This window comes from Serratia sp. OS31 (assembly GCF_014164835.1).
In the GTDB taxonomy this organism is placed as follows: domain Bacteria; phylum Pseudomonadota; class Gammaproteobacteria; order Enterobacterales; family Enterobacteriaceae; genus Serratia; species Serratia liquefaciens_A.
In genome coordinates, this window is sequence record NZ_JACJFQ010000005.1 from 153,281 (window position 1) to 172,718 (window position 19,438).

20 protein-coding genes are annotated in these 19,438 nt (G+C 53.8%); 13 read left to right on the forward strand and 7 right to left on the reverse strand.

All coding sequences use genetic code 11. The annotated features are described in order from the left end of the window. Positions 1-361 precede the first annotated feature (361 nt). From zwf to mdtI, 4 genes are all read left to right on the forward strand, one after another. Complete coding sequence (zwf, locus tag H5P17_RS06785) at positions 362-1,837, forward strand: glucose-6-phosphate dehydrogenase (RefSeq protein ID WP_020827252.1); 1,476 nt, start codon at positions 362-364, stop codon at positions 1,835-1,837. 154 nt (positions 1,838-1,991) lie between these two features. After that, positions 1,992-2,633 carry a bifunctional 4-hydroxy-2-oxoglutarate aldolase/2-dehydro-3-deoxy-phosphogluconate aldolase gene (locus H5P17_RS06790; RefSeq protein WP_182822040.1) on the forward strand — a complete coding sequence of 214 codons (642 nt, stop codon included), beginning with the start codon at positions 1,992-1,994 and terminating at the stop codon, positions 2,631-2,633. 565 nt (positions 2,634-3,198) lie between these two features. Next, the gene (mdtJ, locus tag H5P17_RS06795) at positions 3,199-3,567 is read left to right on the forward strand and encodes a multidrug/spermidine efflux SMR transporter subunit MdtJ (RefSeq protein ID WP_046373350.1); all 369 of its coding nucleotides are present in this window, start codon (positions 3,199-3,201) and stop codon (positions 3,565-3,567) included. Beyond that, positions 3,554-3,883, forward strand: a complete 330-nt coding sequence (gene mdtI / locus H5P17_RS06800) for a multidrug/spermidine efflux SMR transporter subunit MdtI (protein ID WP_182822042.1) — start codon at positions 3,554-3,556, stop codon at positions 3,881-3,883. The genes mdtJ and mdtI overlap by 14 nt, the downstream gene beginning before the upstream one ends. 57 nt (positions 3,884-3,940) lie before the next feature. Here mdtI and H5P17_RS06805 read toward each other — a convergent pair whose 3' ends face one another. Continuing rightward, positions 3,941-4,285: a RidA family protein gene (locus tag H5P17_RS06805; protein WP_044551823.1), complete on the reverse strand. Its 345-nt coding sequence runs from the start codon at positions 4,283-4,285 to the stop codon at positions 3,941-3,943. Between the two features lie 133 nt (positions 4,286-4,418). On the opposite strand from H5P17_RS06805, the gene H5P17_RS06810 reads away from it, so the two are divergent. The 5 genes from H5P17_RS06810 (at position 4,419) to rnd (ending at position 10,908) form a co-directional block, all read left to right on the forward strand. Next, on the forward strand, positions 4,419-6,323 hold the full coding sequence (locus tag H5P17_RS06810; protein WP_044551821.1) for an ATP-dependent DNA helicase: 1,905 nt from the start codon (positions 4,419-4,421) through the stop codon (positions 6,321-6,323). An 80-nt stretch (positions 6,324-6,403) separates the two neighbouring features. Then, on the forward strand, positions 6,404-7,105 hold the full coding sequence (gene tsaB / locus H5P17_RS06815; RefSeq protein WP_182822044.1) for a tRNA (adenosine(37)-N6)-threonylcarbamoyltransferase complex dimerization subunit type 1 TsaB: 702 nt from the start codon (positions 6,404-6,406) through the stop codon (positions 7,103-7,105). A 102-nt stretch (positions 7,106-7,207) separates the two neighbouring features. Continuing rightward, a complete protein-coding gene (locus H5P17_RS06820; protein ID WP_304621576.1) occupies positions 7,208-7,798 on the forward strand; it encodes a Slp family lipoprotein in 591 nt (196 codons plus the stop codon). A 210-nt stretch (positions 7,799-8,008) separates the two neighbouring features. Next, complete coding sequence (gene fadD / locus H5P17_RS06825; RefSeq protein WP_182822047.1) at positions 8,009-9,697, forward strand: long-chain-fatty-acid--CoA ligase FadD; 1,689 nt, start codon at positions 8,009-8,011, stop codon at positions 9,695-9,697. A gap of 89 nt (positions 9,698-9,786) precedes the next feature. Continuing rightward, complete coding sequence (rnd, locus tag H5P17_RS06830; protein WP_044552967.1) at positions 9,787-10,908, forward strand: ribonuclease D; 1,122 nt, start codon at positions 9,787-9,789, stop codon at positions 10,906-10,908. 233 nt (positions 10,909-11,141) lie between these two features. On the opposite strand, the gene minE is transcribed toward rnd, so the two are convergent. Genes minE through minC form a run of 3 tightly spaced genes read right to left on the reverse strand, consistent with a single transcriptional unit; the run spans position 11,142 to position 12,954 of the window. Continuing rightward, a complete protein-coding gene (gene minE, locus H5P17_RS06835; protein WP_012145482.1) occupies positions 11,142-11,411 on the reverse strand; it encodes a cell division topological specificity factor MinE in 270 nt (89 codons plus the stop codon). A 3-nt stretch (positions 11,412-11,414) separates the two neighbouring features. Continuing rightward, entirely contained in the window at positions 11,415-12,227 is an 813-nt protein-coding gene (minD, locus tag H5P17_RS06840) for a septum site-determining protein MinD (protein ID WP_020827242.1), read from the reverse strand. Positions 12,228-12,252: 25 nt separating this feature from the next. Next, on the reverse strand, positions 12,253-12,954 hold the full coding sequence (gene minC / locus H5P17_RS06845; RefSeq protein ID WP_044551817.1) for a septum site-determining protein MinC: 702 nt from the start codon (positions 12,952-12,954) through the stop codon (positions 12,253-12,255). Positions 12,955-13,090: 136 nt separating this feature from the next. Between minC and H5P17_RS06850 the strand changes: the two genes are divergently transcribed. The 3 genes from H5P17_RS06850 (at position 13,091) to H5P17_RS06860 (ending at position 15,223) form a co-directional block, all read left to right on the forward strand. After that, entirely contained in the window at positions 13,091-13,363 is a 273-nt protein-coding gene (locus H5P17_RS06850) for a YcgL domain-containing protein (protein ID WP_182822049.1), read from the forward strand. Positions 13,364-13,429: 66 nt separating this feature from the next. Then, positions 13,430-14,482, forward strand: a complete 1,053-nt coding sequence (locus H5P17_RS06855) for a lytic transglycosylase domain-containing protein (protein ID WP_182822051.1) — start codon at positions 13,430-13,432, stop codon at positions 14,480-14,482. An 84-nt stretch (positions 14,483-14,566) separates the two neighbouring features. Next, the gene (locus tag H5P17_RS06860; RefSeq protein ID WP_182822053.1) at positions 14,567-15,223 is read left to right on the forward strand and encodes a fumarylacetoacetate hydrolase family protein; all 657 of its coding nucleotides are present in this window, start codon (positions 14,567-14,569) and stop codon (positions 15,221-15,223) included. 67 nt (positions 15,224-15,290) lie between these two features. Here H5P17_RS06860 and H5P17_RS06865 read toward each other — a convergent pair whose 3' ends face one another. Next, the gene (locus tag H5P17_RS06865; protein WP_182822055.1) at positions 15,291-15,539 is read right to left on the reverse strand and encodes a CsbD family protein; all 249 of its coding nucleotides are present in this window, start codon (positions 15,537-15,539) and stop codon (positions 15,291-15,293) included. A gap of 410 nt (positions 15,540-15,949) precedes the next feature. Between H5P17_RS06865 and H5P17_RS06870 the strand changes: the two genes are divergently transcribed. Further along, positions 15,950-16,396: a YcgN family cysteine cluster protein gene (locus H5P17_RS06870; protein ID WP_044551809.1), complete on the forward strand. Its 447-nt coding sequence runs from the start codon at positions 15,950-15,952 to the stop codon at positions 16,394-16,396. Positions 16,397-17,051: 655 nt separating this feature from the next. Here H5P17_RS06870 and dsbB read toward each other — a convergent pair. Next, complete coding sequence (dsbB, locus tag H5P17_RS06875; protein ID WP_044551807.1) at positions 17,052-17,582, reverse strand: disulfide bond formation protein DsbB; 531 nt, start codon at positions 17,580-17,582, stop codon at positions 17,052-17,054. A gap of 124 nt (positions 17,583-17,706) precedes the next feature. Then, positions 17,707-19,278, reverse strand: coding sequence for a sodium/proton antiporter NhaB (gene nhaB, locus H5P17_RS06880; protein WP_044551805.1), 1,572 nt, complete (start codon positions 19,276-19,278; stop codon positions 17,707-17,709). Positions 19,279-19,438: the final 160 nt, after the last annotated feature.

Genomic DNA, 19,438 nt, shown 5'->3' on the forward strand with positions numbered 1-19,438 from the left:
TCGCACTGGCTATAACTTGAAATCCATAGGGTATGTCGATTTCAATCAAAGGAGAAATCAATGCCGGTTTAGTGGAAATATACTACGTGCTGGTAACCGTTGGCAGTGTCGACAGAGGGTATGCAGGCTTTTTTCATCAGAACATGACCTGTGTCTAACTTTCATAATGGTAAAAGAGCATCAAAAAAGACAGAAAATTACAGTTTTTGGCTCGGGCTCCTACGTTTAGAGCCGGTAGCACTTAACACTGCATTTTCTGGGGCTTTTTTTCTACTTTTGATCCGGGTTTACTGGCCGTAGTCAAAGAGAGTACATTAGTAATGTAAGAAAATTACAAATATCCTGCAACGAGGAGATGAACATGGCGGTAACCTCTACAGCCCAGGCGTGTGACCTGGTTATTTTCGGCGCGAAAGGCGATTTGGCGCGTCGTAAGCTGTTGCCTTCCCTGTACCAGTTAGAGAAAGCCGGTCATATCCATCCGGATACCCGCATCATCGGCGTCGGCCGTGCCGAGTGGGATAAAGAAGCCTATATCAAGGTGGTCAAGGAAGCGCTTGGCACCTTTATGAAAGAAAAACTGGATGACGAACTCTGGGCAACGCTGAGCGCGCGCCTGGATTTCTGCAACCTGGATGTGAACGACAGCAAGAACTTTACCAAATTGGGTAAAATGCTGGACCAGAAACATCGCACCACCATTAACTACTTTGCCATGCCGCCAAGCACCTTCGGCGCGATTTGCAAAGGCTTGGGTGAAGCCAAGTTGAACCACGAGCCGGCACGCGTGGTGATGGAAAAACCGCTGGGCACCGATCTCGCTTCTTCACGCGTGATCAACGATCAGGTGGCGGAATACTTCAACGAGAGCCAGGTTTATCGTATCGACCATTATCTCGGTAAAGAGACGGTACTGAACCTGCTGGCGCTGCGTTTCGCCAACTCGTTGTTCGCCTCCAACTGGGATAACCGCACCATCGATTCCGTACAGATCACCGTAGCGGAAGAGGTGGGTATTGAAGGGCGCTGGGGCTACTTTGACCAGGCCGGTCAGATGCGCGACATGATCCAGAACCACCTGTTGCAAATCCTGACCATGATTGCCATGTCGCCACCGGCGGACCTGACGACTGACCGCATTCGCGACGAGAAAGTGAAGGTACTGCGTTCACTACGCCGCATCGATCAGACCAATGTACGTGAAACCACAGTGCGTGGTCAGTACACCGCCGGCTTCGTGCAGGGCAAAAAGGTACCGGGTTATCTGGAAGAAGAAGGGGCGAATAAAAGCAGCAACACTGAAACCTTCGTCTCAATCCGCGTTGATATCGACAACTGGCAGTGGGCCGGCGTGCCGTTCTACCTGCGTACCGGTAAGCGTCTGCCGACCAAATGTTCTGAAGTGGTCGTCTACTTCAAGAACCCGCCGTTGAACCTGTTCAGCGATTCTTACCAGCAGTTGCCGCAGAACAAACTGACCATTCGCCTGCAGCCGGATGAAGGCATCGAAATTCAGGTGTTGAACAAGGTGCCGGGCCTGGATCACAAGCACCGCCTGCAAACCACCAAGCTGGATCTGAGTTTCTCCGAAACCTTTAACCAGGAGCATGTGGCTGACGCCTATGAGCGCCTGTTGCTGGAAACCATGCGTGGCATTCAAGCGCTGTTTGTACGCCGTGACGAAGTGGAAGAAGCCTGGAAGTGGGTTGACTCCATTATGGACGCGTGGAAAGCGGATAACGAGGCACCGAAGCCGTACCAATCCGGCACCTGGGGCCCGGTCGCTTCAGTGGCGATGATCACCCGTGATGGCCGTTCCTGGAACGAGTTCGAGTAATCACCCTGCCGGCAGCTTATCTGCCGGCATTTTTTTGCCCGCAGTACCGGGGCGCAACATCACTTGGGGTACGGCCGGACGCCCGCGCTTTAACGCGTGGGGCCCTGTGGCAGGGGCGTGCCATTGATAACCCGTAAGTAATGGAGAAGTAACGATGAAAAACTGGGAAACCAGCGCAGAACAGATCCTGACCGCAGGCCCGGTAGTACCGGTCATTGTGATCAATAAGCTGGAGCATGCGGTACCGCTGGCCAGGGCGCTGGTAGCCGGTGGCGTGCGCGTGCTGGAAGTCACATTGCGCACCGACTGCGCCATGGAGGCGATCCGCGCTATCGCGGCAGAGGTACCGGAGGCGATCATCGGTGCAGGTACGGTGATTAATCCGCAGCAGCTGCAGGCAGTGACCGAGGCAGGCGCGCAATTCGCTATCAGCCCCGGCCTGACGGACGCGCTGCTGAAGGCCGCTACCGCAGGGGCTATCCCGTTAATTCCGGGCATCAGCACCGTTTCAGAGCTGATGCTGGGTATGGATCACGGGCTGCGTGAGTTCAAATTCTTCCCGGCGGAAGCCAACGGTGGCGTGAAGGCATTGCAGGCGATCGGCGGCCCATTCCCGCAGGTGCGTTTCTGTCCGACCGGGGGCATCACGCCCAACAACTACCGTGATTACCTGGCTCTGAAAAGCGTGTTGTGTATCGGCGGCTCTTGGTTGGTACCGGCCGATGCGCTGGAAAATGGCGACTACGCTCGCATCACCGAACTGGCGCGTACCGCCGTCAGCGGCGCTGCGGTCTAACCCGCGCCGGGCCTGGGGCAGGCGAATATTTGGCCGTGCCGATTTAAACCGAGGTTCAACAACATGTTGAGCCTTTTTTTATTTTTAAATTACTTAACTTTCTTATTTTTAAACTTTTTTTTAATCGTTTTTGTGAAAACGGCGGTTTGCTTTCTTTTTTTGGCTATGGTACAACTATCGCAGTTGAAAATTTTACTTGATGAGGATATTGGGCAAATCGCACTCCGTGTAACAAGATAATGTGCGGCTGAGAATAGAGAATAATTATGATGACAACTAATGGAATTACCCTCAGAACCTCTACTTGCCAGCTTTTCCTGTCTGCCATCCTTGCCAGTGAGCATCACTGGTGCAGCGAGCTATAGCGTCTTTCTCCCTTAACCGGTGCTGGTGACAGGCTCAGTCCTCCGTCATTCCGCGTAGCCGGGCAAACTTCTTTATTACGTTTGGGTCAGTTTATCCCCAGGGATCTCTGCGTCGTCAGCGCCTCGTTGCGCCTGTCTGACGAGATAAATCGGGATAAATATGCCTTAGCGTGCGTTATTCGCCGTTTGGGAGAGAAATTATGATTTATTGGATCTTTTTAGGCTTGGCCATCGTGGCCGAAATTATCGGTACCCTGTCCATGAAATACGCCAGCGTCAGCGGCGGCATGACCGGTCATATTGTGATGTATGTGATGATCACTGCGTCGTACGTCATGCTGTCGTTGGCGATAAAACGCGTCGCTCTGGGCGTTGCTTATGCGCTGTGGGAAGGGATCGGTATCCTGTTTATTACCCTGTTCAGCGTACTGTGGTTCGACGAGCCAATCTCGGCTTTGAAGGTCCTGGGTCTGGTGACATTGATCGCCGGTATCCTGCTGGTGAAGTCCGGTACCCGCAAACCACGAAAACAGGCCAGCCCGCGAGGTGACAACCATGCAACAGCTTGAGTTGTACCACATTGGGTTTTTGGGACTGGCGATTGTGTTGGAAATTGTTGCCAACATCTTCCTGAAGATGTCAGACGGTTTCCGTAAAATTTGGTTAGGCCTGCTGTCGTTGCTGTCGGTGCTGGGGGCATTCAGTGCCCTGGCGCAGGCGGTGAAGGGGATTGATCTGTCGGTGGCCTATGCGTTGTGGGGTGGTTTCGGTATCGCCGCGACGATTGCCGCAGGTTGGATCCTGTTCGGTCAGCGCCTGAATGCCAAAGGCTGGATTGGCCTGGTGCTGCTGCTGACCGGTATGGTGATCATCAAACTGGCTTAATCAGCGCAAGAGTACGAAAAATGAAACCGCAGGCGTCAGCGTCTGCGGTTTTTTGTTTTACAGCGCAGCAATGATTTTGATTTCAACCTTGTACTTCGGGTTCATCAATTTGGCCTGCACGGTGCAACGCACCGGCGCGCTGCCGGCAACCACCCAGGCATCCCAGGCTGCGTTCATGGCAGCAAAATCGGCGCCGTCGGCCAGAAAGATAGTGGCGTCCAGCACCCGACTTTTGTCGGAGCCCACGCGCGCCAGGATCACGTCAATCGCCGCCAGGGCATTTGCGGTCTGGGCGGTAGCGTCATCATCCAGGTTTTCCGGCACGCTGGTGTAATAAACGGTGTCGTTATGAACTACGGCTTCGGACCAACGTTGGTCCGGGTCAATGCGTTCGATATTCATGCAATTATCTCCATATCATCATCGCGTTAAGGGTAACACAGCCATCGGCAGAAATGTGCGACGATAAAGTCGGTGGTAGCCGCGCGGCAGGATAGGCATAATTAGCGCTGAATTACATCGGCAGAGAGATAGCGTGGCAGACGATTTCGCAACAGACGGCGCCCTGGCGCAGGCAATCAAGGGTTTCAAACCGCGTGAAGCACAGCGGCAGATGGCGGAAGCGGTCACCGAAGCCATTAACTTCAAGCAGGAACTGGTGGTCGAAGCGGGCACCGGGACCGGCAAAACCTACGCCTACCTGGTGCCGGCACTGCGGGCCGATCGCAAAGTGATTATTTCCACCGGATCAAAAGCGTTGCAGGATCAGCTTTATGCACGCGATTTGCCCACTGTGGCCAAAGCACTGAAGTACAAAGGCAAGATGGCGCTGCTGAAAGGGCGCTCCAATTACCTGTGTCTGGAACGTCTGGAGCAACAGTCGATGGCCGGCGGCGAACTGGCCGGGCAAACGCTGATCGATCTGGTCCATCTGCGCAAATGGTCGTCGATGACCAAAGAGGGCGACATCAGCAGTTGCAGCGACGTGGCGGAAGACAGCTTCGTTTGGCCGCTGGTGACCAGCACTAACGACAACTGTCTGGGCAGCGATTGCCCCTTGTATAAAGATTGCTTTGTGGTCAAGGCGCGTCGTCGTGCCATGGATGCTGATGTGGTGGTGGTGAACCACCATCTGTTCCTGGCCGATATGGTGGTGAAAGAGGGCGGCTTTGCCGAACTGATCCCTGAGGCCGATGTGATGATCTTCGATGAAGCGCATCAGATCCCGGATATCGCCAGCCAGTATTTCGGTAAGCAGCTGACCAGCCGCCAACTGCTGGACCTGGCGAAAGACATCTCCATTGCCTACCGCACCGAAGTGCGCGATGCCGCACAGCTGCAAAAAAGCGCCGACCGCCTCAGCCAAAGCACGCAGGATTTTCGTTTGATGCTGGGGGAGCCGGGATTTCGCGGCAACCTGCGCGAAGTGCTCAGCCAGCCCAATGTGCAGCGTGCTTTGCTGCTGCTCGATGACGCGCTGGAGCTGTGTTATGACGTGGTCAAACTTTCCCTTGGCCGTTCGGCCCTGCTGGATGCCGCCTTTGAGCGTGCTACGCTGTACCGGGCCCGACTCAAACGCTTGAAAGAGGTCAACGAACCCGGTTTCAGCTATTGGTATGAGTGCAACTCACGCCATTTTGTGTTGGCGCTGACCCCGCTGACGGTGGCCGATCGTTTTCGCGAGCTGCTGGATGAAAAGCCGGGCAGCTGGATTTTTACCTCGGCAACCCTGTCGGTTAATGAGCAAATGGGGCACTTTACCGAGCGCCTGGGCCTGAACAAGGCCAAAACGCTGCTGCTGGCCAGCCCATTCGACTACGCCAAACAGGCCTTGTTGTGCGTGCCGCGTTTTTTGCCTTCACCAAATCAACCCGGCGGCGCAAGACAATTGGCACGCATGCTACGGCCGCTGATTGAAGCCAATAACGGCCGCTGCTTCTTCCTTTGTACTTCGCACCAGATGATGCGTGAGCTGGCGGAGGAGTTCCGCGCTACCATGACGTTGCCGGTGCTGCTGCAGGGAGAAACCAGCAAGGGCCAGCTGTTGGCACAGTTTGTTGAGGCCGGTAATGCGCTGTTGGTGGCGACCAGCAGTTTCTGGGAGGGCGTAGATGTCCGCGGCGATGCATTGTCTTGCGTGATTATCGACAAACTGCCGTTCACCTCGCCTGACGATCCGTTGCTGAAAGCTCGGATTGAAGACTGCCGGTTGCGCGGCGGCGACCCATTCAACGATGTGCAACTGCCGGATGCGGTCATTACCCTGAAACAGGGAGTTGGACGCCTGATCCGCGATACCGACGATCGCGGCGTGCTGGTGATTTGCGACAATCGGCTGGTGATGCGCCCCTATGGCGAAGTGTTTCTTAACAGCCTGCCGCCGACGCCGCGTACCCGCGACATCGCCCAGGCGATTGCCTTCCTGCAGGCGGAACGCTAGCGGATAGGCGCGACCCCGGGGCTGTGCTACAATGCGCGCCCTGTATGAAAAACCCTGTTTTTTTCCCGCCTGAGGTTGGCATGTCCACGCGAATTTTAGCGATCGATACAGCGACGGAAGCCTGTTCCGTTGCTATCTGGAGTCAAGGCGAAATCCACGCCCTGTTTGAGCTGTGCCCACGTGAGCATACGCAACGTATTTTACCTATGGTGCAGCAGGTGCTGGCGGAATCCGGGGTCACCCTTGGCCAGCTCGATGCGCTGGCTTTTGGCCGTGGGCCGGGCAGCTTTACCGGCGTGCGTATCGGCATCGGCATTGCTCAGGGGCTGGCGCTGGGCGCCGACTTACCCTTGCTGGGCGTCTCCACGCTGCAAACCATGGCGCAGGGCGCCTGGCGACTCACCGGGGCTGACCGCGTGCTGTCGGCGATAGATGCGCGTATGGGGGAAGTCTACTGGGGGCAGTTTGAACGTCAGCAGGACGGTAACTGGCTTGAAAGTGAAGGTGAAGCGGTACTGACCCCGGCGCAGGCGCTGGTGCGTGCGCAAGGTCTGCAAGGCCACTGGGCGCATGTCGGCACCGGCTGGCAAACCTACCCGGATTTGGTTGCCGGTTCTACGTTAACCCTGAGCGATGGGCAAATGTTGTTGCCGCAGGCAGAAGATATGCTGCCTTTGGCGCTGCATGCCTGGCAACAGGGGTTGGCGGTGGCGGTAGAAAATGCCGAGCCGACCTATTTGCGCAATGAGGTCACCTGGAAGAAATTACCGGGCCGCGAATAGTCGCCACCGATTTGTGCTGTGGCGGCCATCGGGAGAGGAATGATCTGCAACTTGCTCTGTGAATTGATGTCAAAGTTACAGCCATTTCAGGAGATTGCGATGATGTTAACCCGCACTGTTTGTAAAAAAATGTCGCTGCTGGCCATTGCCGGCAGCGTGCTGGCGTTGTCAGGGTGTGTCACCGTGCCTGACGCGATTAAAGGCAGCACGGCAACGCCGGTCCAGCAGTTGTCTTCGGTACAGAATGCGCCGAACCTGTTTGTCGGGGCTGAAGCTCGCTTTGGCGGTACGGTAGTGAACGTTGCCAATGAGCAGGGGCGCACGCTGTTGGAAATTGCCGCTGTGCCGCTCGATTCCGGCGCCCGGCCGATATTGGGTGAGCCGTCACGGGGGCGTCTGATAGCCTCGATTAATGGCTTCCTGGAACCGGTTGATTTCAAGGGCCAGTTAGTAACGGTAGTAGGGCCAATCACCGGCGTGAAAGACGGCAAGATCGGCATGACCCCGTACAAGTTTGTTACCATGAATGCCACCGGCTACAAACGCTGGCATCTGGCTCAGCAGGTGATGATGCCACCGGCGCCAATGGGCCCTTGGGGCTGGCGTAGCGGTACCTGGGGCCCCGGTTGGGGCGTGGGGTACGGCTGGTATAATCCTGGCCCGGCACAGGTGCAAACTATCGTTACCGAATAATGCTCGTAGGATGTTAACAATTTTACTAGGGCGGCTCCGGCCGCCTTATTCTTTTGGCGTAGGGAAAGACCGCCAATTAGTGACGTACATCGCAACCTGAATATTGTTTAAAACTCAAACTGGTCTGCTGAGTTAAAATATTGTTATGGTTTAGCTGCATATTTGGGGGCTGCGATGATGATAATGAATAATGATTTCAGGAGTAATACCTTGGATAAGGTCTGGTTAAAACGTTACCCGGCGGATGTTCCGGCAGAGATCGACGCCGATCGTTATTCATCTTTGGTCGAAATGTTTGAAAATGCGGTTCAGCGCTACGCGGATCAACCGGCTTTCATTAACATGGGCGAGGTGATGACCTACCGCAAGCTGGAAGAACGTAGTCGGGCTTTCGCGGCTTACCTGCAAAATGAGCTGGGGCTGCAGAAAGGCGATCGCGTTGCTCTGATGATGCCGAATCTGTTGCAGTATCCCATCGCGCTGTTTGGCATTTTACGTGCGGGTATGGTGGTGGTGAACGTTAACCCGCTGTATACGCCGCGTGAACTGGAACATCAATTGAACGACAGTGGCGCAAGTGCCATTGTGATCGTGTCAAACTTTGCCCACACGCTGGAAAAAGTGGTGTTCAACACGCAGATAAAGCACGTGATCCTGACGCGCATGGGCGACCAGCTCTCCGCTGCCAAAGGCACGCTGGTTAATTTCGTAGTGAAATACATCAAACGGCTGGTACCGAAATACCATTTGCCGGCTGCCGTTTCTTTTCGCAGTGCGCTCCAGCGCGGGCGTCGCCAACAGTATGTTAAACCCGATATTATCAACACCGATCTGGCGTTCCTGCAATATACCGGCGGGACTACCGGCGTCGCAAAGGGCGCGATGCTGACGCACCGCAACATGCAGGCCAACCTGGAGCAGGCCAAAGCTGCCTATTTGCCGCTGTTTCGTGAAGGGCAGGAGCTGGTGGTCACGGCGCTGCCGCTGTATCACATTTTTGCGCTGACGGTGAACTGCCTGCTGTTTATCGATTTGGGTGGGCGCAATTTGCTGATCACCAACCCGCGTGATATTCCGGGGATGGTGAAAGAACTGGGTAAATATCCGTTCACCGCCATGAGCGGGGTGAACACCCTGTTCAATGCGCTATTGAACAACGAGGACTTCCACAAGCTGGATTTCTCCACGCTGCGTTTTTCCGTCGGCGGCGGCATGTCGGTACAGAAATCGGTGGCGGACAAGTGGGAGAAAACCACTGGTAAGCACCTGCTGGAGGGATACGGCCTGACGGAGTGCGCACCGCTGGTGGCAGGGAACCCTTACGATCTGAAACACTACAGCGGCAGTATCGGCTTGCCGGTGCCGTCGACGGACATTCGTCTGGTGGACGACAACGGTCAGGATGTGCCGATCGGCGAGCCGGGCGAACTGTGGGTCAAAGGGCCGCAAGTTATGTTAGGCTACTGGCAGCGGCCGGATGCCACCGATGAAGTATTGAAAGAGGGCTGGCTCGCGACCGGGGATATCGTTACAGTGGACGAGATGGGTTTTGTCCGCGTCGTCGACCGTAAGAAAGACATGATCCTGGTTTCCGGGTTTAACGTATACCCGAACGAGATAGAAGACGTAGTCAGTCAGCATCCGAAAGTGTTGGAATGCGCGGCGATTGGCGTGCCGAATGAGGTCACCGGTGAAACGGTCAAAATTTGTGTGGTGAAGAAAGACGCTTCGCTGACCAAAGAAGAGTTGTTGACCCACTGCCGCCGGCAGTTGACCGGGTATAAAGTGCCTAAAATTGTTGAGTTCCGTGACGAGTTGCCGAAGTCTAACGTCGGCAAAATTTTGCGGCGAGAACTGCGTGATGAGCAGAAAAAACCTGCGGCGGCCGATGCCGCCTAGGTTATCATCCACGCCCTGCAGATCAACAACGCCGGTGAATGCCGGCGTTGTTGTGTTTGAATCATGAAAGCGACCAAGAGAATGACGTTTTGAACTATCAGTTGATCACTACCGATGCCGGATTGCAGCAGGTCTGCGAGCAGGCGAAAAAGCATGCCCAGATAGCGCTGGACACCGAATTTGTCAGAACGCGCACCTACTATCCGCAGTTAGGCCTGATTCAGTTATACGACGGTGAACAACTCTCTCTGATTGACCCCTTGCCAATCAAGCAATGGCAGCCGTTTATCGAGCTGCTGAGCAACACCCAGATTGTTAAGTTCCTGCATGCCGGCAGTGAGGACCTGGAAGTTTTCCTCAACGCCTTTAAAACCTTGCCGACGCCAATGGTAGACACCCAGATCCTGGCGGCTTTCACCGGTCGGCCGCTGTCTTGCGGGTTTGCGACCCTGGTGGCGGAGTATATGCAGGTGGAACTGGATAAAAGTGAAGCCCGTACCGACTGGCTGGCGCGACCGCTGACGGAAAAACAGTGCGTTTATGCGGCTGCGGACGTGTTCTATCTGCTGCCGATGGCCAAACGCCTGGTTCAGGAGACGGAAGAAGCCGGTTGGACCGCCGCAGCCAACAACGAGTGCCTGTTGTTGTGCCAGCGCCGTAGCGAGACGCTGGCGCCGGAATTGGCCTACCGTGAAATCACCAATGCCTGGCAACTGCGTCCGCGCCAGTTGGGCTGCTTGCAGAAACTGGCTGAATGGCGCCTGCGTCAGGCGCGTGAGCGCGATCTGGCGGTGAACTTTGTGGTGCGCGAGGAAAACCTCTGGCAGGTGGCGCGGCATATGCCGACATCGCTGGGGGAATTGGACTCGCTGGGTCTCAGTGGCCCGGAAATTCGTTATCACGGTAAAACGCTGTTGGCACTGGTGGCAGAGGCCAGCGAGCTCGATGAGGCTGCACTGCCTGCACCGTTGTCGAACCTGATCGATCAGCCGGGCTACAAGAAAGTGTTCAAGGATATCAAGGCGGCGATCGTCATCGTCAGTGAGCAAAGCGGGTTGAGCAGCGAATTACTGGCATCGCGCCGACAGATTAACCAACTGCTGAATTGGCATTGGAAGTTGAAAGGCGCTGACAGCCTGCCAGAATTAATCAGCGGTTGGCGCGGTGATTTATTGGCGTCGCCGCTGCAGGCTATTTTGAAGGATTATTAATCGAGCGGTAAAACTTGGGGCAGGGTAAGGAAACGCTGCTCCGATTATTTATTAGAAATAATCATAGCAACACTTACCGACAGCATTTACTTTAAACAACGGTGACGCAAGATTAATTGAGATTAATCCCAAAGGGTAAAAACGATTATTAGGCGCTTTTTATCTCAATAACTGGTTATGCATACAGTTACCCCCTGCAAGAAAATATACAGGGGGTAATTAGTGCGTCACACTCATTTAGTTACTTCTTCCGATTCCGGTAATGTCACGTTGAGTTCAAGAACCGAAATATCATCCCCTTTCTGCTCAAACTGCACGTGCAGCATTTCAGGGTCGATTTGAATATATTTGCAAATTACCGCCAGAATATCGCGTTTCAAATCAGGCAGATACGGGGGCTCACTGTCCCCGCGACGACGCTCTGCGACGATAATCTGCAGCCGTTCCTTGGCTATATTGGCTGTCTGCTTTTTGCGGGACAGAAAGAAGTCTAGTAATGCCATGGTTTATCCCCCAAAAAGGCGTTTCAGGAAACCCTTCTTCTCTTCTTCAATGAAGCGGAAGGGGCGTTCTTCCCCTAACAAGCGGCTCACGGTATCGTCGTAGGCTTTGCCGGCATCCGACTCAGCGTCGAGGATCACCGGTTCACCCTGGTTGGATGCACGCAGTACGGATTGGTCTTCCGGGATTACGCCGACCAATGGAATGCGCAGAATTTCCAGCACGTCTTCCATGCTCAGCATGTCGCCACGGCTGACGCGACCTGGGTTGTAGCGGGTCAGCAGCAGATGTTCCTTGATTGGCGATTCGCCTCTCTCGGCACGGCGAGATTTGGAAGACAAAATGCCCAGGATACGGTCAGAGTCACGTACCGAGGAAACTTCCGGGTTGGTGGTGATGATGGCTTCATCAGCAAAGTACAACGCCATCAGCGCGCCGGTTTCGATGCCTGCCGGAGAGTCACAAACCACAAAATCAAAATCCATTTCGCCCAGGTCGTTAAGGATCTTCTCAACGCCTTCGCGGGTCAGTGCGTCTTTGTCACGCGTTTGCGAAGCTGGCAGGATAAACAGATTTTCAGTGCGCTTGTCTTTGATCAACGCCTGATTCAGCGTGGCATCACCCTGAATAACGTTAACGAAATCGTAAACAACCCGGCGTTCGCAGCCCATGATCAGGTCCAGATTACGCAGGCCGATATCAAAATCGATCACTACGGTTTTCTTTCCTTTTTGGGCTAAACCGGTAGCGATGGCCGCGCTTGAAGTGGTCTTGCCAACGCCCCCTTTACCCGATGTAACAACAATAATGCGTGCCATGAAATGGATTCCTTGTCAAAAGGGCTTAATTTAAAGGTTGTATGGTTAAAGCGTTATCCAACAGGCTGAGTCGTACTGCCTGCCCGACATAGTCGGACGGGATTTGGTCGCTCAACCAGTACTGCCCTGCGATAGAGACTAGCTCAGCACCCAGGTGCGTGCAAAAAATCTGGCACTGTGTATCACCTGATGCACCGGCCAGCGCACGACCACGCATCATGCCGTAGACGTGAATGTTGCCATCGGCAATTAATTCAGCGCCGGCGCTGACGCTGCTGGTCACGATCAGATCGCTGTTGCGGGCATAAATTTGTTGGCCAGAACGGACAGGGGTACTGATGATGCGCGTCTTGGCGGGGGCGTTGGGATCCACCACCGGGGCTGGCGCGGGCGCCGGTTCCGGGGCAGCCATCTTTTGGCCTTTGCCTTCGTTCAGTAACGGCAGCCCGGCACGGGTTATTGCGCGTTTCTGCCGCTCATCTCTGCAACCGCTGATACCCACAACGCGCAGACCTGCTGCCGTGACAGCCTGTTGAAGTTCTTTCCAGTTTGCGTCGCCGTTCAGCGTTGCAACGTTGATAACAACAGGGGCGTTTTTCAAAAAAGCGGGCGCTTGCTCTACTTTTTCCAGTAACGCCTGACGAATTACCTCGGGTTCCGAATTATGCAAATGAACAACCGATAGGGTAAAACTGCTGCCTTTTAGCTCAATTGGCGATTGTGACATCTATCCTGACTCAGTCTCAGCAACTTTAAATCCCCGGAATACCAATCGGGGTGCGATATTCCGAAGTACTATAAGCATGTTATAGTCAGAGTTATATCCAGGCAAGACGCTGCCCCAATTAAATAGAGTTAAAAACATGCTTTGTGTGATCTATAGAAGCCCTAAACGCGATCAAACTTATCTTTATGTCGAAAAAAAAGACGATTTCTCCCGAGTACCGGAAGATCTGATGAAAAGTTTCGGCACGCCGCAATTGGCAATGACGCTTTCTCTGGAAGGGCGGGAAAAGTTAGCCTCGGCGGATATTGAAAAAGTGAAAGAGGCCCTGAAAGACGAAGGGTTTTATCTGCAGGTTCCGCCGCCGCTGGAAAATTTATTAAATCAGCATCTGTCTGCTGACAAAAAATAACCTACTCAGGCGTACAGGGTGACGCTGGAACGGCGGCCCTCAGCAGAGTGATAAAGGAGCCGCGTGATGAGATTTTCAGCGATAACCGTGCTGTCGACTCTGTTGGCGCTGGGATACGGCGTGGGTCCGCAGGCCAGGGCGCAGGTTGCCACACCGGCGTCGGCTACCGCTACTCCTGCAACGCAGAGCCGGCTTTCTGAAACGGGTCGGGATCCTGCACAGTTCCCGGCCTATGTTGAACAGCTAAAACGTCAGGCGCTGGCACAGGGCATTAAACCGACCATTGTCGAAAGCGCCTTCGCCGACGTGCATTTTGTCGATCGGGTGATCAAGGCGGACCGTAATCAGCCGGAAAAGAAAATCACGCTGGACGACTACCTCAAACGCGTATTGCCACCGGCCAAGATCGCGCAAGGCCGAGGACTGTATCGGCAGTATCACCCGCAGCTTTCGCGGCTCACCGCACGCTATGGCGTGCCGGGACGTTATGTTGTGGCACTGTGGGGCATGGAAAGCGCCTTCGGCAAAATCCAGGGGCGTGAAGATGTGATTTCTGCGCTCGCCACTTTGGCTTTTGAAGGGCGGCGCGAGGCGTTCTTCAGTCAACAGCTGATGGCAGCGCTGCAAATTCTCGAGCAGGGGCATGTCAGTCGCGAACAGTTGAAAGGCTCCTGGGCCGGTGCCATGGGACAGTGCCAGTTTATGCCGACCTCGTTCCTGAATTATGCTGCGGACGGCGACGGTGACGGCCGCATTGATATCTGGAACAACGTTGACGATGTCTTTGCCTCTACGGCCCACTATCTGTCGAGCGAAGGCTGGCAGCGTGGTATTGGCTGGGGCAGAGAGGTCAGACTGCCTGCCGGGTTCAGCGCCGAGGCCCTGGGGCTGAAAGATAGCCAGGCGCACAGCGTCAATGAATGGCAAAAGCGTGGAGTGCGGCGTCCGGATGGTTCAGCGCTGCCGCATTCCAGCCTGCGCAGTTGGCTGATCACACCGGATGATATGCAAGGCCGTGCATTCCTGGTTTATGATAATTTTCGCACGATTATGCACTGGAATCGCTCTTACTATTTTGCGATCGGTGTGGGTATGATGGCTGACGGTATCGGGCAATAGGCAAAAGGCTACGGTGCCTCCACCAGCGCGTGGAATAACGGGCTTAGCATGCTAAGCCCCTACATGATTGTAGGGAGAGGCGGTATGTATCAACATAGAGATTGGCAGGGTTCATTACTTGATTTTCCGGTAAATAAAGTGGTCTGCGTTGGCAGCAACTACGCCGATCACATCAAGGAAATGGGCAGTGCAACCTCGGCAGAGCCGGTAGTGTTTATCAAGCCTGAAACGGCGCTGTGCGATATTCGCCAGCCGGTGGCGATCCCCAAAGAGTTTGGTTCGGTACATCATGAAGTGGAGCTGGCTGTGCTGATCGGCACGCCGCTAAAGCAGGCTAATGAAGATCGCGTGGCGCGTGCTATCGCCGGATACGGTGTTGCGCTTGATCTGACGCTGCGGGAACTGCAGGCGGGCTTCAAGAAGGCAGGACAACCCTGGGAAAAAGCCAAGGGATTCGACGGTTCTTGCCCGATTTCCGGCTTTATACCGGTGGCAGAGTTTGGCGATCCGCAAAATGCTGATCTGTCCCTGACGGTCAATGATCAGGTGCGCCAACAAGGCAATACTCGCGATATGATCACGCCGATCCTGCCGCTGATCAGCTATATGAGCCGCTTTTTCACGTTGCGCGCAGGCGATATTATCCTTACCGGTACGCCGCAGGGCGTCGGCCCGATGAGCTCTGGCGATATGCTGAAAGTGACTCTCAACGGCAAGTCATTGACGACACGCGTGATTTGAAACCGGATAAAAAACAATAAAAAAAGGCCCCACAGGGCCTTTTTTCAGTGCAGTCAGATCAAAAAGCTTATTTACGGCCCAGCAAGAAACCGAAAACAATCCCCACGGCGGCGGCGATAGCTACGCCGGCAAGCGGGTTGGATTCAACCTGAGTTCGCACCGTATCGGCAGCGTCTCTGGCCGCATAGCTGGCCTGAGAGGCATATTTACGGGCCGCGCCTTTGATTTGATGATCCGGTGAATCCGTTGCCTTACCAAAGGCTTCTTCGACGGCGCCGGCAGCTTCATTGACTTTATCTTCTGCTTTCCCAAACATACTTGGCTCCTTAGCTTCATTCAAAAGGCGAACATTAAACATAGCAGGGTTATGCGACTCTTGGCGGCAAAATGTGCTTTATGAGATGAATCTTACCCGTGAATAATGATGAACAGGGATACGGGAGAGGAGGAAAACGAAAGGATGATAGACCTGATTTTTGTACGTATAATTAGACGATAAACTTGGTGTGTTTTATCCCTTTCAGTATCAAGGGTAACGGCCTGATAATGCTGGCCGAAAATGTTGAATACCGTTGTTTTAAATAGCGTTTTTTTTAAGCGAACATATTGTTATCGCTATGATTATATTGTGTTTTCAGCCTTTCCATTTGGCTGGGATATCTATATAGTGCACCCTCAAAACCTGCAAGCAGGTTATCTATTCATTTACCTATACCGGACGCGAACATGTCACAAACCCCTTTTTGGCAACAAAAATCGCTGGCTGAAATGTCAGAACAAGAGTGGGAATCGCTTTGCGACGGTTGTGGGCAATGCTGTCTGAATAAGCTGATCGACGAAGATACCGACGAGATTTATTTCACCAACGTAGCCTGTAACCAGCTGAATATTAAGTCGTGCCAGTGCCGCAACTATGAGCGTCGCTTTGAGCTGGAAGAGGACTGCATCAAACTGACGCGTGAAAACCTCACGACCTTTGATTGGCTGCCGCCGACCTGCGCATACCGTTTGATCGGCGAGGGCAAGCCGCTGTTTGCCTGGCATCCGCTGGTCAGCGGTTCTAAAGCTGCGATGCACGGGGAGCGTATTACGGTACGACATATTGCGGTGCGGGAAAGTGAAGTGGTGGACTGGCAGGATCACATCCTGAACAAACCGAGCTGGGCGAGATAAGGAAAAAAGCCCCTGCAAAGATGAGGGGCAAGACACACAACAACACCAGGGAAATCGTTAAATATTAACTTGCGGATATTATAGGGATTCTCTGATAAAACTTCATCAAAATATCGATGCAATAATGCATCGCTATGATGAATTTTTTTGTATGAAGTGATTTAAGGGGGAATCATTGCCCCGTGCTTTTGTGAGATAAGGTCGAAAAAGTGCCGTATGGCTTTCGAAGATCGGGCTTTTTACTCTTCTAACTTAATGTTATGTAAATTACGTCCATAATCCTGCCCAGACGCTTCTTTTTAAACGTAAGGTTCGGTAGTTTGAGCGCTCTCACGCTAAGTTCCGAGAGTAAAATAATGAAAATGATACGCCTGTTTGCCATAGCTGGAGCACTGATAGTGCTCGTTTATTACCTTACACATACCTAATCTCGCATTACCTCTGAAGATCATAAGCGATTCCATGAAAAACGGCGCCTTGAGGCGCCGTCAGATTGTTGACAAAGTCCTTTGCAGTTAAAAGTTCTGTTCTGGTGACTAATGAAAACAAAGGATTATGCCTTCTGATTTACCCCAAACATCCGAAAACCACGTTTTTCGGGTGTTTGTCATTAGACTAACGGCGCCCTGAGGCGCCGTTTTTCATGCTGTCATGCTCAGCGGCCAAACAGATCGCGGCGGCGTGGGCGGACAAATTGTGCGAGCAGCACAACGATAGCAATCAACAAATAAGCCGCGAAGATGCCAACCAGCCACTGTGGCATTTCCAGCGTCAAGAATTCCCATTGGCGTACCGAACAGTCACCTGATGCGTGGAACACCGCCGGCAACCATTTGTCCAGCGGCAGCCAGGACGGGAAGCTAACGAAGAAATCACAGGTATTAAACGGCGAGGGATGCAGTTGGATCATGGTGTGTTTCCACGCCAGCTGCAGGCCTTCCCAGGCACTGTAAATCCACAGCGCAATAGCGGCATAACGCAGTGGCGTTTTCGGCGCAATGGCGCCCAGCAGTGAGGCGCCCAGAATGCCAAACAGCGCGCAGCGTTCGTAAATGCACATGACACAGGGTTGCAGCAGCATTACGTGCTGAAAGTAGAGTGCGACTAATTCCAGCGCCAGCGCAGTCAGGGCCATCAACAGCCAAGCACCGCGCCCCTGTGAGCAGCGGTTAAAGAATTGCAACATATATTTATTCTTCCATGCAGTAAGCAATTGAACTGGCAGTGTAAACCAATTCAACCCCGCTGCCAGCCACCTGAGCCGGATTCAGCACAAAAATAGTCGCTGACAGCGGAGCGGGTTTACAGGGTTAGTGTGCCGCGGCTTCGATTGACGGTAGCGTCAGCCAATGCCACTGGGTCAGCAGATCGGTCACGGGCGCCAGAGTAAACTGTACGCACAGCAGACCGACCAAGGTTAATACCACAGTATAGGGCAATGCCATCCATACCATTCGCCCATAGGATAAACGTACCAGAGGGGCCAGTGCCGAGGTCAGCAAGAACAGGAAGGCGGCCTGGCCATTCGGCGTGGCGACCGACGGCAAATTGGTCCCGGTGTTAATGGCGACCGCTAACATTTCGAACTGCTTCAGGGAAATGGCGCCATTTTCAAACGCGGCGCGCGCTTCATTAATGTAAACCGTGCCGACGAACACATTGTCGGATACGGAGGACAGCAAGCCATTGAACAGATAAAACAGCGAAAGTTGAGAAGAGGGTTCCGCCTGCAGAACAAATTGAATCACCGGTGTAAACAGGTGTTGTTCAATGATCACAGCCACCACGGTGAAAAATACCGTCAGCAGGGCGGTGAAGGGCAAGGCCTCCTGGAAGGCTTTGCCGATGGCATGCTCATCGGTTACGCCACACAGGGAAGTGGCGAGGATAATCACCGACAGGCCAATCAGGCCAACCTCCGCCAGATGGAAGGCCAGAGCGACAATCAGCCAAACGCCGATAAGTGCCTGAACCACCAATTTGACCTGCTCTTGCTTACTGCGCCCGGCAGTCGCCTGGCGGTCAAACTCCGTCAGCACTTCGCGCACGCGCTCCGGCAGTTTTGCTCCGTAGCCGAAGACGCCGAACCGCTCAAGCAGCAGGCAGACCAGCAGACCACAGACCAACACCGGTAAGGTGACCGGTGCCATGCGCAGGAAGAAGTCGACAAACCCCCAGTCGGCGCTTTTGGCGATGATCAGGTTTTGTGGTTCGCCCACCATGGTCATCACGCCGCCCAGAGCGGTACCGACACCAGCATGCATCAGCAGACTGCGCAAAAAGGCGCGGAACTGCTCCAGCGTCTGTTTGTTATCGTCGCTTACCAGGTTGCTGTCGTCGTTGACGTCGGCATTGCCGCCGGAAGGGTTTGACACCACGTTGTGGTAAATCGAATAGAACCCGGTTGCGACGCTGATGACCACCGCAACCACCGTCAACGCATCAAGGAAGGCGGACAAAAATGCCGCCGCAAAACAGAAGGCTAAAGACAGCAGTATTTTAGAGCGAATATTGAGCAGCAGCTTGGTGAAGACGAACAGCAGTAGCTGCTTCATAAAGTAGATACCGGCCACCATAAAGATCAGCAACAGCAGGACTTCCAGATTATGGGCAATCTCTTCGCCCACCCGATCGGGGCTGGTCATGCCGATCAACACCGCCTCAATGGCCAGCAGGCCGCCCGGCAGCAGGGGATAGCACTTCAGCGCCATCGCCAGCGTGAAGATAAATTCGATGACCAGCAGCCAACCCGCAATGAAGGGATCGACCAGGAAGAAAACCAGCGGATTGACCAACAAGAAGATGAGGATGGCCAGTTTGTACCAGTCAGGTGATTGCCCGAGGAAGTTTTTCACCAGGGCACTGCGTAAAGTCGTTTCCATTATGCGTTACACGTCCTGAAAATAAGTTGTCACATATTACCCTAACAATGCCGCAGGGGCAGAAGCAATACGGGCTTGCTTTACGCCGTGAAATTTCTCTGACGCGGTGTTTTTGCACGTTTTTTGCCACTTTATGCACACTTTCGTTTAATGTTTTTCG

Bases quoted from the DNA above. Each gene is read 5' to 3' on its own strand.
- zwf (WP_020827252.1), top strand. From the start codon at position 362: ATGGCGGTAACCTCTACAGCCCAGGCGTGTGACCTGGTTATTTTCGGC.
- H5P17_RS06790 (WP_182822040.1), top strand. From the start codon at position 1,992: ATGAAAAACTGGGAAACCAGCGCAGAACAGATCCTGACCGCAGGCCCG.
- mdtJ (WP_046373350.1), top strand. From the start codon at position 3,199: ATGATTTATTGGATCTTTTTAGGCTTGGCCATCGTGGCCGAAATTATC.
- mdtI (WP_182822042.1), top strand. From the start codon at position 3,554: ATGCAACAGCTTGAGTTGTACCACATTGGGTTTTTGGGACTGGCGATT.
- H5P17_RS06805 (WP_044551823.1), bottom strand. From the start codon at position 4,285: ATGAATATCGAACGCATTGACCCGGACCAACGTTGGTCCGAAGCCGTA.
- tsaB (WP_182822044.1), top strand. From the start codon at position 6,404: ATGTCCACGCGAATTTTAGCGATCGATACAGCGACGGAAGCCTGTTCC.
- H5P17_RS06820 (WP_304621576.1), top strand. From the start codon at position 7,208: ATGTTAACCCGCACTGTTTGTAAAAAAATGTCGCTGCTGGCCATTGCC.
- minE (WP_012145482.1), bottom strand. From the start codon at position 11,411: ATGGCATTACTAGACTTCTTTCTGTCCCGCAAAAAGCAGACAGCCAAT.
- minD (WP_020827242.1), bottom strand. From the start codon at position 12,227: ATGGCACGCATTATTGTTGTTACATCGGGTAAAGGGGGCGTTGGCAAG.
- minC (WP_044551817.1), bottom strand. From the start codon at position 12,954: ATGTCACAATCGCCAATTGAGCTAAAAGGCAGCAGTTTTACCCTATCG.
- H5P17_RS06850 (WP_182822049.1), top strand. From the start codon at position 13,091: ATGCTTTGTGTGATCTATAGAAGCCCTAAACGCGATCAAACTTATCTT.
- H5P17_RS06855 (WP_182822051.1), top strand. From the start codon at position 13,430: ATGAGATTTTCAGCGATAACCGTGCTGTCGACTCTGTTGGCGCTGGGA.
- H5P17_RS06860 (WP_182822053.1), top strand. From the start codon at position 14,567: ATGTATCAACATAGAGATTGGCAGGGTTCATTACTTGATTTTCCGGTA.
- H5P17_RS06865 (WP_182822055.1), bottom strand. From the start codon at position 15,539: ATGTTTGGGAAAGCAGAAGATAAAGTCAATGAAGCTGCCGGCGCCGTC.
- H5P17_RS06870 (WP_044551809.1), top strand. From the start codon at position 15,950: ATGTCACAAACCCCTTTTTGGCAACAAAAATCGCTGGCTGAAATGTCA.
- dsbB (WP_044551807.1), bottom strand. From the start codon at position 17,582: ATGTTGCAATTCTTTAACCGCTGCTCACAGGGGCGCGGTGCTTGGCTG.
- nhaB (WP_044551805.1), bottom strand. From the start codon at position 19,278: ATGGAAACGACTTTACGCAGTGCCCTGGTGAAAAACTTCCTCGGGCAA.